General features: G+C 33.1%; 12 protein-coding genes and 1 pseudogene. 2 read left to right on the top strand and 11 right to left on the bottom strand.

The window, feature by feature from the left end; all coding sequences use genetic code 11:
• Together HJ01_RS15845 and HJ01_RS15840 are read left to right on the top strand one after the other, a co-directional pair.
• Nucleotides 1–1821: a UvrD-helicase domain-containing protein gene (locus HJ01_RS15845; protein WP_007139509.1), complete on the top strand. Its 1821-nt coding sequence runs from the start codon at nt 1–3 to the stop codon at nt 1819–1821.
• A gap of 186 nt (nt 1822–2007) precedes the next feature.
• Nucleotides 2008–3705, top strand: a complete 1698-nt coding sequence (locus HJ01_RS15840) for a hypothetical protein (protein WP_193363020.1) — start codon at nt 2008–2010, stop codon at nt 3703–3705.
• A 512-nt stretch (nt 3706–4217) separates the two neighbouring features.
• On the opposite strand, the gene HJ01_RS17220 is transcribed toward HJ01_RS15840, so the two are convergent.
• From HJ01_RS17220 to HJ01_RS15780, 11 genes and pseudogenes are all read right to left on the bottom strand, one after another.
• Nucleotides 4218–4601 (bottom strand): helix-turn-helix domain-containing protein, encoded by a 384-nt coding sequence (locus HJ01_RS17220; protein WP_262487904.1) that lies wholly within the window; start codon nt 4599–4601, stop codon nt 4218–4220.
• A gap of 966 nt (nt 4602–5567) precedes the next feature.
• Nucleotides 5568–5891 (bottom strand): helix-turn-helix domain-containing protein, encoded by a 324-nt coding sequence (locus HJ01_RS15830; protein WP_007139506.1) that lies wholly within the window; start codon nt 5889–5891, stop codon nt 5568–5570.
• Nucleotides 5892–7171: 1280 nt separating this feature from the next.
• Nucleotides 7172–9268: a copper-translocating P-type ATPase gene (locus tag HJ01_RS15820; protein ID WP_007139501.1), complete on the bottom strand. Its 2097-nt coding sequence runs from the start codon at nt 9266–9268 to the stop codon at nt 7172–7174.
• 118 nt (nt 9269–9386) lie between these two features.
• Nucleotides 9387–9689, bottom strand: coding sequence for a hypothetical protein (locus tag HJ01_RS15815; protein ID WP_007139500.1), 303 nt, complete (start codon nt 9687–9689; stop codon nt 9387–9389).
• 5 nt (nt 9690–9694) lie between these two features.
• Nucleotides 9695–10279 (bottom strand): hypothetical protein, encoded by a 585-nt coding sequence (locus HJ01_RS15810; RefSeq protein WP_007139499.1) that lies wholly within the window; start codon nt 10277–10279, stop codon nt 9695–9697.
• Nucleotides 10280–10388: 109 nt separating this feature from the next.
• On the bottom strand, nt 10389–10928 hold the full coding sequence (locus HJ01_RS15805; protein WP_007139498.1) for an AAA family ATPase: 540 nt from the start codon (nt 10926–10928) through the stop codon (nt 10389–10391).
• Between the two features lie 18 nt (nt 10929–10946).
• A pseudogene (locus tag HJ01_RS15800) lies at nt 10947–12319 on the bottom strand (MBL fold metallo-hydrolase RNA specificity domain-containing protein).
• Nucleotides 12320–12332: 13 nt separating this feature from the next.
• Nucleotides 12333–13175: an ATP cone domain-containing protein gene (locus tag HJ01_RS15795; RefSeq protein ID WP_007139495.1), complete on the bottom strand. Its 843-nt coding sequence runs from the start codon at nt 13173–13175 to the stop codon at nt 12333–12335.
• Nucleotides 13176–13220: 45 nt separating this feature from the next.
• Complete coding sequence (locus tag HJ01_RS15790) at nt 13221–14282, bottom strand: class I fructose-bisphosphate aldolase (RefSeq protein WP_007139494.1); 1062 nt, start codon at nt 14280–14282, stop codon at nt 13221–13223.
• An 11-nt stretch (nt 14283–14293) separates the two neighbouring features.
• The gene (locus tag HJ01_RS15785) at nt 14294–15307 is read right to left on the bottom strand and encodes a type II glyceraldehyde-3-phosphate dehydrogenase (protein ID WP_007139493.1); all 1014 of its coding nucleotides are present in this window, start codon (nt 15305–15307) and stop codon (nt 14294–14296) included.
• 15 nt (nt 15308–15322) lie between these two features.
• The coding region (locus tag HJ01_RS15780) for an APC family permease (protein ID WP_040474064.1) at nt 15323–16621 on the bottom strand (1299 nt) is incomplete at its 5' end.

Here is a 16621-nt window from a genome sequence, read left to right as displayed (position 1 = left end):
ATGTATAGCAAATTATCAGATGGCCAACGAAAAATTTTAGATTACAATCAGGGTACAGTAGTTGTAAAGGCTTGTCCCGGCAGTGGTAAAACATATTCGTTGGCGGCACGAATATCGCGTCTGCTCAGAGAGCCTGATTTAGGAAAAAAAGGCCTGGCAATAATTTCATTTACAAATATTGCATGTAGGGAAATCGAAGATAAGCTCTTAACTGATTTTTCAACTCCAATTCCTTTAAGCCACCCTCATTTTTTGGGAACCATAGATAGTTTTATCAATACGTTTATCTTCCTTCCTTTTGGTCATTTAATAATGGGATGTTCTTCCAGGCCGGAATTGGTAGGGGAACCACATGGCCCATGGAGTGTGAAGAAGTTTGATATGGATTATGACCAGTATTTTGATAAGACAACTTTTGATTCGAATGATATCCTAACTCGTATAGCGCCTTATCAAGCATTCCATTTTAAATGGGTTTATAACAACATTAGCGGTGGTATCAACGGTAATATCACAAATATTATCAATTCTAAATGGGCTTTGTTTAAAAAAGGTTATGCTAATCAGTCTGATGCAAATTATATTGCTCTTAAAGTGTTAGAAAAATATCCTATAATAGCTGAAAATATTGCTAAAAAGTTTGCTAATTTTTTAATTGATGAATGTCAAGATACGAATGACATACATATGAAAATCATTGACATATTTAATAGTAAAGGCAACAACAATATTATGCTGATCGGTGATCGTGACCAGTCGATATTTGAATGGAATGAAGCCCGGCCTGAATTATTTGATGCGAAATATGATGTATGGGACAAGATACTTTTGTATGAGAATAGAAGAAGCTCCCAGCATATTTGTGATTTCATACAGAATCTATCGTCATTTTCAGAAATAAAAGCTGTAAATGAACGAGTTAAGGACTCTGTTTTAATACCTGCAATTTCTGGCTATAAAATGCCAAAGAAAGCGACTAAAAAAGATATTACAGTTATAACCACTGAAGAAAGCCATGAGGCTTTTGGAGAAATTTTAAAAGATTTCCTTAAGGAATGTGATAATAATGGAATAATAGTAAATAAAGAAAATGTAGCGGTATTGTATAGAGGTACTGCGAGTTCGAGATACTTAGGACTTAGTTCTGATGTGCATAGTTTTGAGACTATCCCCTGGCTAAAGAATCATTATCATGTGAAAGGCATAATCAAAGGAAAGCATATGTATGAACATGGGGGATTAAACAAAGGATATAAATTATTGGAAAAATCATATTTTGAGGCTCTATTGCGTCCGGCCGATTCACGATTCTACTGCAGCAGTCAATTTATAAGTGATAAGATAGCGGTTTTAGGAATCAAAAATTATAGAAGAGAAATTTTTAGATTTATTGACAGCCTGCCTTATACTAAAGATAAGACCTTAAATGTATGGGTGAAGGAGGCTAATGCAGCGTTAAAAAGCTCAGGGATTAATATTAATTTAAATATTGATAGCAAATACGGGGATATTTTAATTGATGATTATTTTGGTGAAGATTTAAACAGTGAGCGACTGCATCCATTTTATTTTGGGACCGTTCATTCGGTAAAAGGCAAAACTTTTCAGGCTGTCTTGTTGTTATTGGGGAAAAAATCGGTTCTTAAGAATTATGATACCATTTTAAATTCTGACCCAAAACTTTTAAATCCAAACGATTTGGAAGAATTGCGGATTGTATATGTTGCTTTATCGCGTCCTGAGCTATTTTTAAAATTGGTAGTTCCTGACTCAGATGTGAAATTATGGACTGATAAACTACTCAGGCAGAACAATGTTTAGACCTATTGATGTGACAACTTATTTTAGGGTTTAAGGCGTTTTATCTTTTTTTGGGTGTTTTTAATGATTTTGAGATTGTTTAAATAGCTGATTATCAGATTTTTGATTTTAAAAATCAATTGTGTTTAAAAAAACGAGCCGTGCGCTTAAAATTAATAAATATAATTTATAAGGGCAGCGTGACAAATGAAAGGAAAACAACAAAGCGTACAAGAAAAATATAATAAATTTTTAACGGATCTGCTTGAGCAGAAATTGTTCGAATCTGCGATGGAAATACATTCCAGCTTGGTAAAAACTTTTGGTGTTACTCCTGAAAATGCCAGAAAAATTGTGAGTAGGGCCGTATCGCAGAAAGCAATCAAATCGTCAGCACCCTATACTTTTGGAAAGGGACAGTACGTCTATATCTATAATGAATATGATTTTGGAAAAGATGGAATAAAAAAAGTTGCAGAAAAATCCCGTCCTCCTATATATAGATTGTTAGAATTAATGGATCAAAATATGGGGATTATTTCCTATTACGAAGCATTGAAAATTACTGCAGCTCCATTGGCAGAGAGCTCTACAAAAGTAGTTTCCTTAGATGATATACTTACTCTTTTGATGAAACTCGATGTAGCTTACAAAGTGAAGGATCGAAACGATTTGGTTTATATTGTATATAAAGTGAACAAGGAAAAACAAGCTGAAGCATCTGTAGAAATTATGATGGCGGATCATTTTGCAACTATGGTATCAGACTGCAGCGTTTTACCAGATATCTTACGATGGTTGGGTAATGCAAATATTATTGACAATGTCAATGCCATATATAGGAATAAGAAAACGCCACATATTGGAGCAAAACATAATAATCTGGTGTGGGATGCCTTTGCTTATTCCCGTGCAACAGGAATTAATCCGATTTTGGGAGCAAAAGCAGATACTATAGATAAAAAAACTCTTGTTGCTTTGGATGTAGTTCTTGCCTCGGAGTATTCTGCGATACATCTGGATGCTTTTATAAGCAGGATTCAGATTAATCGTAAATCTGTAAATGAAGAGGATAGAAAAATACTCCCTATCATTATTTACAGATTATGTTCGCAGCATACCATTAATAAAATTAGGAAGAATGGAATTATTGCATTTGATATAAGCGCCATTTTTGGGACAAGGATTTATGATGTACTAAATCGAATCAAGGAACTGTCTGTGCTGCTTAAGGGTAATGATAGGATTGAACAGACTGTAGAAAGTATATTAAAGACAATTAACAATGCTGGCCAAGATGAAGCATTAAAGGAACTTAGAGGAACTTTATTTGAGTTTTTGATGTACCCCTTAATGAAAACATTATATCCTAATGCTTCTATTGAGAGAGGGAAAATACTGAGTATGGATAATAATGGCAAGAAGGAGAGCTATGAGTATGATTATATTATTGAATCAAGTAATCCCCCTGAACTAATTTTCGTTGAACTTAAAGGCTATAATGCCAGTGCTACTATAAATTTGGGTGACAGCAATAAAAAAGCGACACTTCAGTGGTTTTTTAGGAAAACGCTTCCCTTTGCTGAAAAATATTATAAAACAACTATTGAAAAAGGGAAAAAAGCAAAGGCAGTTTTTATAACGTCGGCTAATTTTTTTGATGACGGCAAAGAATTTATTGGAAAGATGAATGCTAGTAAATATAGGTCAATGCAATTAGAAACAGGTTATGAAAGAGAAGCATTGCTTCAATTACTCAAGAAGTACGGATTTGAAACAGAAATAAGAATTATCGACAAATTTTATTCCGGTTCTCAAAATGAAGATGGTTTTGATCAGGAAGAACAGCAAAATAATGAAGTACGGAATATCCTCTCTGATATTAAAGAAGATTTACCGTTTTAATTAAATGATGAACTAAAGTTTACGATTTATCCTTTAAAAAGTTAGATTGAGAGGGGCTTACATTCTTATTAAAAGAAGTGAAAAATAAAATCGTTTAGACTTCTTTTTGTGTGTTTTTAAAATTTATTTTTTAAGAAAGATTTAATATAAAAAGATATCAATTATTAAGATATCAAATTGCATTATTAGTGTTTCGTTACGAAGACTTTTTTTGTTTAAAATTAGGTACTTCTTTAATCATTTTAAGTAAAATAAATAAACAAATTCTGATGAATTTAATAGAAACAAAGTCAATTGGCAAAGTCATACTAAATGAGCAAACACCAAATAGAGAATATAGATTTGAACACTATTTGATCCCATATTATTAAAGAGGCTACCGGTGGGACATTGAAAATGTAGAGTCTTTATTAGATGATATACATAATTTTATTCTTTCGGGTGAGGACAACTATTGTTTACAGCCAATAGCAGAGCTTCTTTTGGGTTTAAAAGCATATGCCTGAGCGATATTACTTTATAAGAGCTTCAATATCCTTTTTAGCAACATAAGTAAACTTTCCCAGTGAAAATTTACATATGTTATTACGTTTTATAATATTGTACAATGCACCACTTGAAATATTTAATTTCTTTTGTATTTCAGTGATAGTATAACAGTCTTTAATTTCAGCGTGTTTTCTTTGTTCTGTAGGTCGTAAAACTACTTCGAATCCAATTTGTGACTTTTCAAATAAAACATTGATATCACACCGTCTAATTAAGGTTTTTCTTTCTGAAAAGTTATAGGCATTTATTCTTTTGGTATTGATCAAACGATAGACAGTTTTAGCAGAAAAACCTAAAAGCAATGCAAGTTGTTTTACAGTTAGAAATTCTTTGTCTTTGAGCTCAATAAGTGGCTGGTTTTTTATTTTGATCGTTTGAAGGTTTGAGTTTTCAATTTTCTTAGCCTTCTCTTATAATCTTTGCTTGCACATTTTAAAGAACAATATTTTGTCGTTGTTTTCTGTGCAAGGAACTCAGAACCACAAAATCCACATATTCTATATACTGAAATATTTGAGCTCATTTTCCAGTTTTATTAGTTGGAATTATAGGACTGAAAAGTAGTAAAGAACGCTTAAACGACACGTTTTGATTTGGGAGAAATATTACAAGTATACTTTTTAAAGTAGCCAGACTAAAATATTTAATTACTCCAGTAAATATAAGGCTTTTCATTTTAATAATTATACTTCAAGGTTTGTTTACACAGTTTAAAAATTTGCTAATTTCTGTAAAAGAAAGTAACAAACCAGTGTTTACAATAGCTCACAGATAGTAGATGAAAGAGTGGTACATTTTTGAACCAAATAAAACAAAAGAAAAGCAAGTAAAAATGTTAATTTGCCTATAATATTGGTTGTTTTTAATAATATTAAGTGGAATTAAGAGCGTTTAAGCGCCGTTATTTGCCCCTAAAAAACACATAAAAGCGATTTTTTCTTTTATGGTACAATTATGGTACAAAAAGTAGATTTTGACGAAAAATATGTAGGATTTTTAGCCTTTAATTTAACGTAAAATTAAGAAAAAATGTTAAAATTATGTTAATTATTTGCCGATGCAGAAAATAACTTTCCTTACTTTATTGGAGTTTTAAACTTCTGTGGTACAATTATGGTACAATTTAAAGCAAACTATCGCAAAACAAAACAAAGTATCCTTGTCAAGATAACATAACTCATGGGAGTTGTTTTCACAAAAATAGTTATAAATTTTGATTATATCACTAATATAAAAAAGGCTAAGTCTTGTATGATGAGAATACTAAGAGATTAGGGGTAAAAAAAAAAGAGGTCAAAAATCTAGTATTAACTTTAGATTTTTGACCTCTTTTCAATATCATTTTGGATTTCAAAATAAGTTTTTACTCGACCAGACTTAATCCATTTCATTAGCTCATGTCTGTAAAAATAAATGCGTTTACCTTGTTTATTAACTGGGATTTCCCTTTTACATACTTTACTATATACTGTTGATACCGATAGATTTAAAAGTTTTGATGCTTCTTGAATGTTTAGAAGTTCTTCCTTGTTTTCTTCCACATTAGAGATTCTTAAAATAAGTTTTTCTAAATACTCCAATTTATCATGAATCTTGTTCATCATTACAGGTATTTGGTCAAAAGTAAATGGCTTCATGGCGATCTGTTATTTAAATCCTCATGTAAAAGTATTTAATACGAACATTGGAGATAATAGATGTCCTTTAAAGGGGGAGTTTGGCTTTTAATTTCTAACTATTACTGATTGTAAGCCAATAGATAATAATTATTCATTTCGGAAAATTTAGGTTCGACCTATCCAGTTTAGTAGCGCTGTACGAACAAATGTCGATTTTTTTTGTAGAGAATTTAGAACGATTACCCTGTAAATATTTAGGATTAAATGTCGTTAGTATTTATGCAGCAAATTCCAGTGATATTATTCACCCAATTCCGATTTAAAAAGATGATTGAATCTTTTTTAATATTGTAATTCAGAAGCTTATAAAAATTTCTGGATTCCATTCCTAATTTTATCACAGTTGTTTTTTATCAATACACCTCCCTTTTTTACGGAAATAGCACCTACCTGAACATAGTTTTTGCTCTTAATTTGTACTTGTAAATAGATTGCTAATTGTAGAATAAATAATATTGTTAAAGCCAAAAAAAGAGGCTTTATAAAATTTTAAATGTTATGTATAAAGAAAAACCAACTCTTGTGATTTTGGCTGCGGGTATGGGAGTCGCTATGGGCCTTGAAACAAATAGATACTTTTACACCAGAAGAGGATACCATTATTGATTTTTCAATGTTTGATGCACTTCAAGCTGGCTTTGGAAAATTTGTATTTATAATACGTAGAAGTTTTGAAAATTTTTTAATTTTAAGTGTTTTTCAGAAGGTTAAATTTCGACCTAGATTCTTTAATTTTCATTCAAAATAATTTATTGGATAAAACATTAAATGCAATAAAAAAAAGAATTTAAGAGGTGAGAGGGAACACAGTTGAAAACTGAATTGGTTTTTAAAATTTAGTTTAAGATTATGAGTTACTAGTAAAGTCAAGTGATTCAATACTGGCTTTATTTTTAAAAGTTTCAAAGTCATTTAACTTTTTTTAAGTGTCTGTTTACTCATATTTTTCTAAAGTGGCGCTTTAAGTGTATCGCGATTTCAGAATTAGTCATAGAAATAAAGCCATGATTAAACGATTACTTAATTTTATTTTAAGAAGTTTCTTTTCAAGACCTACCTTTTTTGACTTATTTATTCCTTTGCAGTCTTGATTGTGCAAAGGAATAAATAGTCAGCATGAATGCTACTATTGGGTTTCATTTTTAAGATTGTAGTGTTTATTCGTTCTTGATGTTCCAGATTCTTAATATCACTTTTATTTAGTAGCACTCATTAATAAGAAATTGATTTTTATTGGATTATCCCTTATTAATTTGCTTTTTTAGCAATTGTGCATTAATTGCTACAATAACAGTACTTAAGCTCATAAATACAGCACCAACCGCAGGGCCTAAAACGAATCCAGACGAATACAATACTCCAGCTGCAAGAGGAATGGTTACTACATTATAAGCCGTAGCCCATAGAAGATTTTGAATCATTTTACGGTAGGTCGCTTTTCCAAATAAAATCAAATTGGCAATATCCTGAGGGTTACTGTTCACCAAAATGATATCTGCCGTTTCGGCGGCGACATCCGTACCGGAACCAACGGCAATTCCTACATTGGCTTGAGCTAGGGCAGGGGCATCATTTACGCCATCACCTGTCATAGCGACAAAATCTCCTTTACTCTGAAGTTCTTTAATAATTTCAACTTTTTGATGTGGCAATACTTCGGCATAATAGCCATCTAAACCTAGTTTATCACTTACCGCTTTTGCCGTTTTTTCATTATCGCCAGTAGCCATTAATACCTTAATATTGTTCTTTTTAAAAATTCTAATTGCTTCTGCAGATTCTGGTCTGATTTCATCTGCCAAAGCAATAAAACCTATTAGCTTACTATCAATTAGAATAAAGACTACTGTTTCTGCTGCATCACTATAGGCATCTTCTGGAATTGAAATATTGTTTTCACGCAAATATCCTGGACTTACTACTTTTACGTTTTTTCCTTCAACTATTGCCTCTACCCCTTTACCTGTAATAGCAGAAAATTTTTCGAGTTTGGGAATTACTATGTTATTCTCCTTTACTTTTTTAATAATTCCAACTGCAATTGGATGTTCTGAACTTTGTTCTAAAGCGCTGGACAGTCTTAAAACTTCGTCTGAATTATAATTTTTATCTACAGACTCGATTCTTGTAACCCCAAAATCACCTTTGGTTAAAGTTCCTGTTTTATCAAAAAGAATTGCAGATATTTTGCGAGATTCTTCGAATGCTGTTCTATTTCGAATTAATAAACCATTTTGAGCCGAAACTGCTGTAGATATAGCTACAACTAGTGGTATAGCAAGACCTAGTGCGTGTGGACAAGCGATTACCATTACTGTTACCATTCGTTCTAAAGCAAAAACAAAAGGAAATCCTAAAAGGAGCCAAGTCGCTAGAGTACCAAATCCAATAGCTAAAGCAATATAGGTTAGCCATTTTGCGGCTCGATCAGACAAGTTTTGCATCTTTGACTTTGTCTTTTGTGCCTCTTCAACCATCTTAATCACTTTGTTAAGATAGCTGTCTTTACCAGTGTGTTCAACTTTAACTTTTATAGTGCTATTCCCGTTTACCGAGCCACCAATAACTTTATTGGCCACTTCCTTTTTCACTGGTTTTGACTCTCCAGTAAGCATTGATTCATTTAAATAACTCGTACCTTCAGTAATTATCCCATCAGCTGGAACTTTTTCACCAGGTTTTATTAGAATCACATCGTCTTTCAATAACTTATCAAGAGAAATATCTTCAATTTTATCCCCATTTACTTTATGTGCTTCCGCAGGCATCATGCTCACTAAAAGCTGTAATGCTTTAGATGCTCCTAGTACGCTTTTCATCTCGATCCAATGCCCCAACAGCATTATGGCTATTAACGTAGCCAGTTCCCAAAAGAAGTCTACTCCCTTTAAACCAAAAACCGTTGCGGAACTATAAAAATAGGCAACACTTATGGCCATTGCTATCAAGGTCATCATTCCAGGGACTCCTTTTTTTATTTCCCCAAAAAAGCCTTTCAAAAATGGCCAACCCCCATAAAAATAGACGATAGTTGAAAGAGCAAATAGGATATACGAATTCCCAGGAAGTAAAAAATTATACCCAACTAAGTCCTGTATCATGGGAGATATAATTAAGATAGGGATAGTTAAAACGATTACCAACCAAAAACGCTTTTTAAAGTCTGCTATCATCATTTTGTGGTGGTCGTGACCTACCGAACCCATAGGAACACTACCATGATCCATTTTTGAGTGGTCCATTTTCGCATGTTCTTCTTGAGTCATGTCCATTTTTGAATGATCCATCTTTGAATGGTCTATTTTTTTGTTCTCGTGCTCTTTATGATTTTCCATATTTTGGTTATTTTAGTTATTTTTATTTGGATATTTAAGGTTAATTTTTTTTAAAGGTTCACTTACTATTCGAGCTAGCTTATCGTTATCCTACCAGAATGAGTTTTAAATTATTTATTTAATGTTTCATCTTCAGTTTTTGTATCATTTTTTCATTCAAGTTTTCACTGTATACTCCATAAGCATCGACTAATAAACCCTTAATTCCATTTTTAGACGAAATTGCATATAAAATACTGTTATCGTCTGTACTACTCATTCCTTCAAACCTATAGAATTCATCTACCTCAAAATCTTCTGGATGAATTTCAATAGAAATAGAAGCACATCTAATACAATCCTGATGTAAATTGAAATCGTAGGTATAACCGTTACTTATTAAATCATTAATTGCCTCTGAAAGTGTGTCGTAATTTTTCATTTTTTTTATTTATATAGCATTGTGAAGTAACTACCATCATTTTCGATAAACTTTTGATAGGTGAGTAAACCGTTTGAATTTAACTTTTCAGTTAATAAATAATTTAATTGTTTGATTCTTATACCAAAAGCATATGCTTTGATACTTATTTTTGATTTTATACTTAAACTTCGATTGTTAATTTCTTTTTTTCTGTCATAGATTTTTATGGTGCTTTTTGAACCAAAAAAATTCATTAAACCTGAATCAAAACTTATGTCTAAATCAACATTCGCTAACTTTTCGATATTGTACAATTCTTTAAAATTTATTGATTTTGTACTGATTTCGGTTTCTTTTGATTTTGGGTCTGCAAAAGGAAAAACAAATAAAACAATACTAAACTTTTCTGGCTCGCATTTATATGTTGTTGTGTATTTTTCTTTTAGTGTTTTATTTTTGTCATATAAAGTGGTTGTTACTTTTATTTCATAATAATCCTTTTTTTTCGTGATTTTTCCAGCTTCAAAAAGTTGCTTATTTAGCAAATCGCCTTTATCATTGTAATTCTCTCTTTCGATAGTTCTACCTTCTATTTGTTCTAAAAACATGTTGTTTTGAGATTTTGCACTTGTGCAAATAAACAATATGAAAAGACATAAATAGGATAGAATGGATTTGGTATCACAATTGTATTTGTTTTTTATATTTGACATTTTTCTATACATTATCTAAAATATATTTAACTCTTTCTAAAGGAGGCAAAACAGGCACAAAAACAATTGGAAAACCTAAATCTTTATAAACATCAATTATTAATTGGTGAATTTTTTTTTGATCCTCTTCATTTTCGGTTCTGGCATAGTCTTTTGTAAAAGGGAGTCTATCTAAAATAAAAATTTTTTTATAAGAGGTTGCTTTTATTGCCTTTATTAATTTTTCATCATAATCTAATTTCAAAAATTGATAATAGGCTAAAGCATCTGGAATGGCTCTATCCAAAAAAACAATATCTTTTGTTTTAATTGAAGCTTCTTGTTCGATTTGCATGTCTAGAACTCCTAATTGAAATTTTCTTTTGTTATTTCTAATTTCATCAACTGAATGTCCTTCATTTCGCATAGTATCGATGTAATGTCGTGCATGTTCTATTGTAGTAATATATCCTTGTTTTTGAAGCAAATCAATTACCGTTGTTTTACCAGTACTAGGGCCGCCAGTGACAACATACCAATTTTTCTGCGTTGAACTATTCATCATATTACCTTTATTTTATAATTAAACTTCTTCAACACTATATAGCTGAGGTATTTCAGCATCCCAACCATAGGTTTCTTTTATCCCTTTCTGTAGTGCTTCCGCACCTTCTTTCTCCCCATGAACAATAAAAATACGTTCGGGTTTGTTTTTTATTTTACTCATCCAGTCCATAAGTTCTGTATGGTCTGCGTGTGCTGATAGCCCTTCGATTTCAGCTACTTGCATTTTGAAAGGTACCCATTTTCCGTACACTTTTAATTCTTTTTCACCTTCTAATAATTTTCTTCCACGAGTTCCTTCGGCTTGATACCCTACAAAAAGTAAGGTGTTATCAGGATTTTGAGCTTGCGTCTCCAAATAGTTTAGCATTCTTCCACCATGAGCATTCCACTACCTGCGATTACGATTTTTGGTTTATTATCTGTTCGTAATTCCATAGTTTCTCGATAACTACTTACTACTGTAAAATGAGAACACATTTCATCGCATTCGTTATCTTCTAACTTATGCCAATCTTTTGTGCGGTGAAATAGTTCCAATACGTTAGCACCCATAGGACTGTCCATTATCATTTGTACTTTAGGAATTTTATTTTCTTTAAGCAATTTCCAAAAAATAAACATCATCAATTGCGCACGTTCTACAGAAAAACTGGGTACAAACAGACTACCACCTCTTTTTATGGTTTCATTGACCAGTTTTTCAATTTGTGGAATGGCTTCTAGTTCCTCTTGATGAAATCGACCTCCATAAGTAGATTCTATGAAAAGTACATCCGCTTTTTTTGGTTTCAAAGGAGAATACAACAGTAAATCATTTGTTCTTCCTATATCTCCTGAAAAGACAAAACGTTTTCCGTGCACATCCAGTTCTATAAATGTAGCTCCTAAAATATGCCCATTATATTGAAATCGAGCCCTGATACCATCAAACAATGGAATCCATTGTGATTGTGGAACGGTCTTAAAATGAGGAATTGTTTTTTCCACATCCTTTAAATCGTATAATGGTTCTGCTGGACTATGTTTTGAATAACCTTCTTTATTAGCACGTTCGGCTTCCTGTTCTTGGATTTTAGCACTATCATTAAGTATAATTTTTGCAATATCCAAGGTAGGATTAGTACCATAAATAGGGCCGTTGAAGCCTTGCTTAACCAATCTTGGTAAATATCCTGTATGATCCATGTGACCATGCGTTAGTAGTACTATATCAATATCTGACACGTTGACTGGTGGATATTCCCAATTTTTAAGACGCAGTTCTTTAAGTCCTTGAAAAAGACCACAATCGATTAATATTTTTTTGTCTCCTGTGTCCACTAAATATTTAGAGCCAGTTACTGTTCCTGCAGCTCCTAAAAAGTGAATTTTAATACTTTTATTTTCCATGATTTTTTAGTTTTTAATGTTCGTTACATAATTGCAGAGAGTCATCTAGAATCTTCTTTTGCCGTATTTTATCAATTCCTATTTCTTCCAGTAGATATGAGTTTTCATAAATCTCTTTACACAACACAATGTTTTTATCCAATAATTTTCTTTTTTCCGCTTTTGTCAACGTCGTTAAAGCGGTTAGCGGATGTAGTCCTGATTTGTCTATTCGTTCTTTAAGTCCATTTCCCTTCGGGTAATCCCAACTTGCCAGACCTAAACCTACACAAGTTCCATATTGAATCGCATCAGTTGTTAATCTAGTGTTTGTATAAACCCATCCTTTGTGAAGTTTTGTATTGTGACCTTGTTGTTTTTTCCATTGTTTTTCAACATCCAAAAATCGTGATTGAATATAAAGAGGAATTTTTACATTGCAAAATCGTCCTTGGTCGCTGTGGTATTTACATTCTATCATATAATGGTCATTATCCTTTTGCGCTATGACATCTATCTCGTGTTGCACACAATTACCCTCTACAATTACTCCAACTTTTGTTTCATATCCTTCGTGTGATAGTAGTTTTCCTATTAGTTTTTCAAAAGGAAAGCCAGACGGTCCCAATTCCATTAATGCTTTTTTGAGTTTATACCTCGATGCACTTACAGGTGACTTGCCTTTAAGCATTTTAAAAGCCATCTTATAGATTTGCTTGGTAGTGATGCCTTCATATAGCGATGCATTAACTTGCTGGACGATTTGCTGAATAAGTTCCTCGTTTGCTTGTGAGCGTTTTAAGGATGTGATAAGTTTTTCAACATCAAATGGAACTATGTCTCCTGAGTGTTTAACTATGTTGATGGTGTTCGTCATTTTTTTAAGTTTTAAAAGACTTGCAACAGTATTAGTCTTTCTTAACTATGCTACTGTTACCTTATTATCCAGATATACACTTTGTACTGTATGTAACAAATCAACACCTTCTTTAAAAGGTCGTTGAAATGCTTTTCGACCTAAAATCAAGCCTGAACCACCGGCTCTTTTATTGATTACGGCAGTTGTTACTGCTTCCATCAAATCGGAATCACCCTCGGAACCACCACCTGAATTGATTAATCCAATTTTTCCCATATAGCAATTAGCTACTTGCAGCCTACATAGATCAATGGGGTGTTTAGTAGTCAATGTTTCATACATTTCATCATCATATTTACTAAAACCAATTTCTTTAAATCCGAAATTATTAGTTGGCAACTTTTGTTTGATAATATCTGCCTGAATTGTTACACCTAAATGATTCGCTTGTCCTGTTAAGTCTGCAGAAGTATGATAATCAACAGTGCCTTTTTTGAACGAATCATTTCTTAGATAACACCATAAAATAGTGACCATACCTAAATTGTGTGCTTCTTCAAATGCTTCGGCAATTTCTTTGAGTTGTCTGTTACTTTCGGCAGATCCAAAATAAATAGTTGCACCTACAGCTATAGCTCCCATATCCCAGGCAGCTTTTACCCTACCAAATAGTGTTTGGTCATATTTAGTGGGATAAGTAAGCAGTTCGTTATGGTTGATTTTGACTATGAATGGTATTTTATGAGCATATTTTCTTGCGTTCAATCCCAAAACCCCAAAAGTGGAAGCTACTGCATTACAGCCTCCTTCTATCGCCAATTTTATAATGTTTTCAGGGTCAAAATAGTCTGGGTTTTTATAAAAAGAAAAGGCAGCACTATGCTCAACACCTTGGTCGACAGGAAGGATACTTAAATATCCAGTACCGCCCAGATTTCCGTGGTTGTATAGTTGGGATAAACTCCGAAGTACTTGTGGATTTCTGTTACTATTTGCAAATACTTTATCGAGACTATTTTTACTTGGGGTTTGCAATTGGTCTTTTGTGATCTTTTCACAAACGTAATCCAAATAATAATCTGCTTTATCGCCTAAAATTTCTGATATGTTTTTTTCTGTTTTCATCTTAAAAAGATTTAATGAATTCCTAAACTTTCATTTGTTTTAGCAATGGATTTATCCGCATCCATTTCAATTCCTGTAAGTGCTCTAATGGCATCGATAGTTTCAGGTATGACAATAGCTTGGTTGTCCACCACATAGGCATAGAATAATTCATCGCCTACAACTTTCAGCATATCTTCCCATAGTGCCACTTCATACATATCGCCCCACGGACGTCCCATGTCTAGAAACATTTCTTTAATGGTATTGTTTGAAACTAAACCTTGGTCGTAATGAATTAGTTTAATTCTACTAGATTTCTTGAAAGCCTCTAGCACCTCTTCCTTCGTAGTTTGTTTTTTTAATTTCACGTTCCAATAATGCATGTGGCTCAAGGTTTCTGGCACTTTTACTGCAGAAGTAATAACGTTTAAATCAGGGTCAACACTTTGGGCGTCGGGACCTTGGTGGCTCGGTATGTCTCTTTCGGGTACCATAGTGTTCATAATACCACCTAAATGACTTTCCCATGGGTCTGTAGCTCTTCTTAAAAGCGTTCCTCTAGCATATTCTAATAATCCAGCTTTTTTTAAGGCAGTCAATGTTCTTAAAATAGAAGTGGTGTTACAAGAAACTACTCTTGTAGCGTTTAAATTTATTGCTGATTTGTAATTGTTTTCGGCACTAAAGGAATGACCAGTAGTTTCGTGTTTTTCGCCACCTTGAACTATAAATTTCACGCCTATTTCTTTGTACATTTTTATATTTTGAGCAGCTATATTTTTCGGGGTACAATCCACTACTAAATCTACCTTCTTTAAAAGTTCTTGTATACTTCCTTTTAATGGAATATTTGCAATTTTCATTTCTTTCTCGGCTTCGGGTGTTGCTGCATAGATATTGTACTCTTTTCTAACAGCGTTTTGAATGCGCCAATCGCTGATAACATCACAGACTCCTACTAGTTTGAAATCGTCTTGTTTATTAATAGCATCAGCCATTCTTTTTCCGATAACTCCATATCCGATAACTGCTATATTTTTCATGTAATTTTATTTTAATTATGTTTTATTATTATTTGTTTCCATTCCCATTGGCATATTCCCATTATCATCTGTATGTGAAATCATAAAAAAACGTTCTGAGATAAGTATTAATATAATTCCGATTGCCGCGACTATAATTACTAAAGGATCGTTAATGTATTTTACATAAAGGAAAGCCGAAAGAACTACTGCATCCATAATAATTGCTATTAAGGGTATAATCGGATGGAAATCTACTTCCTTTTTAAGGTGACGAAAAAGGCCCCAATGAATAGCAATATCCATAATAAGATAAAAAATAACTCCAATAGAAGCGATTCTTGTCAAATCGAACAACATAGTCAGCAAAATAGCAAGGGAAACCGTGAATAGGAGTGCGGGGTTTTTGAAGTTACCTATTTTATTTAAGGATGGTACCTGTTTCATATTACTCAACATCTCCAATAGGCGAGAGGCTGCAAATACACTAGCTATTACACCTGAAAAAGTGGCAACGATTGCGATTGCTATGGTAATCCAAGAACCCCATTCCCCGAATACCGGTTTTGCAGCGGCCGCTAATGCATAATCCTTAGCTTTAATTATTTCAGGTATGCTCAATCCTCCTGCAACAGCAAGAGCAAGTGCTACATAAATCAAAGTACAGATAACAATAGAAGAAACGATAGAGCGGCCTAGATTTTTATGGGGGTCTTTAATATCTCCCCCTTGATTTGTAATAGTAGTAAACCCTTTAAAAGCTAGTATTGCCAATGCCAATGCAGCAACAAAGCCAACTCCCTGTGGCAGAGCCTCGGTGTTCTTTGGGATATAATTTCCAGTAATATTTGCAAATCCAGAAACTAATAGGCCAGCAATTGCGAGCAATGCAATACCAAGCACTTTTATGACTGCAGTAAAGGTTGCTGTTGTTCCAATGACTTTGTTACCTAAAATATTCACGATATATACCGCAACCAATAGTAGAATGCCAAGAATCGTAGCGTAACCAGCAAAACGTTCTGGGAATAACCGAAGTGTATAAGCTGCGAAAGTACCTGCTACTAAACTCTGAGAAACCACCATTGAGACATACATCAATAAAGAAAACACACCTGTTGTAGTTCCTGGTCCATAGGATTTATTTAAAAATTTAACTACACCACCTGAGGAAGGAAAAGCATTTGAAAACTTTACATAAGAATAGGCACTGAAACCCACGACAACGGCACCTGCTATAAAAACAATTGGAAATAAATCTCCCACCAACTCTGCCATTTGCCCCATAAGGACAAATATTCCCGCACCTATCATTGCACCCGTGCCAAGAGATAT

Origin of the sequence: Flavobacterium frigoris PS1, assembly GCF_000252125.1 — a bacterium.
GTDB lineage: Bacteria > Bacteroidota > Bacteroidia > Flavobacteriales > Flavobacteriaceae > Flavobacterium > Flavobacterium frigoris_A.
Note: the sequence above shows the minus strand (reverse complement) of the source record. Positions and strands in the feature narration are given on the sequence as shown.

Bases quoted from the DNA above. Each gene is read 5' to 3' on its own strand.
- HJ01_RS15785 (WP_007139493.1), bottom strand. From the start codon at position 15,307: ATGAAAAATATAGCAGTTATCGGATATGGAGTTATCGGAAAAAGAATG.
- HJ01_RS15790 (WP_007139494.1), bottom strand. From the start codon at position 14,282: ATGAAAACAGAAAAAAACATATCAGAAATTTTAGGCGATAAAGCAGAT.
- HJ01_RS15795 (WP_007139495.1), bottom strand. From the start codon at position 13,175: ATGACGAACACCATCAACATAGTTAAACACTCAGGAGACATAGTTCCA.
- HJ01_RS15820 (WP_007139501.1), bottom strand. From the start codon at position 9,268: ATGGAAAATCATAAAGAGCACGAGAACAAAAAAATAGACCATTCAAAG.
- HJ01_RS15830 (WP_007139506.1), bottom strand. From the start codon at position 5,891: ATGAAGCCATTTACTTTTGACCAAATACCTGTAATGATGAACAAGATT.
- HJ01_RS15810 (WP_007139499.1), bottom strand. From the start codon at position 10,279: ATGTTTTTAGAACAAATAGAAGGTAGAACTATCGAAAGAGAGAATTAC.
- HJ01_RS15815 (WP_007139500.1), bottom strand. From the start codon at position 9,689: ATGAAAAATTACGACACACTTTCAGAGGCAATTAATGATTTAATAAGT.
- HJ01_RS15840 (WP_193363020.1), top strand. From the start codon at position 2,008: ATGAAAGGAAAACAACAAAGCGTACAAGAAAAATATAATAAATTTTTA.
- HJ01_RS15805 (WP_007139498.1), bottom strand. From the start codon at position 10,928: ATGATGAATAGTTCAACGCAGAAAAATTGGTATGTTGTCACTGGCGGC.
- HJ01_RS15845 (WP_007139509.1), top strand. From the start codon at position 1: ATGTATAGCAAATTATCAGATGGCCAACGAAAAATTTTAGATTACAAT.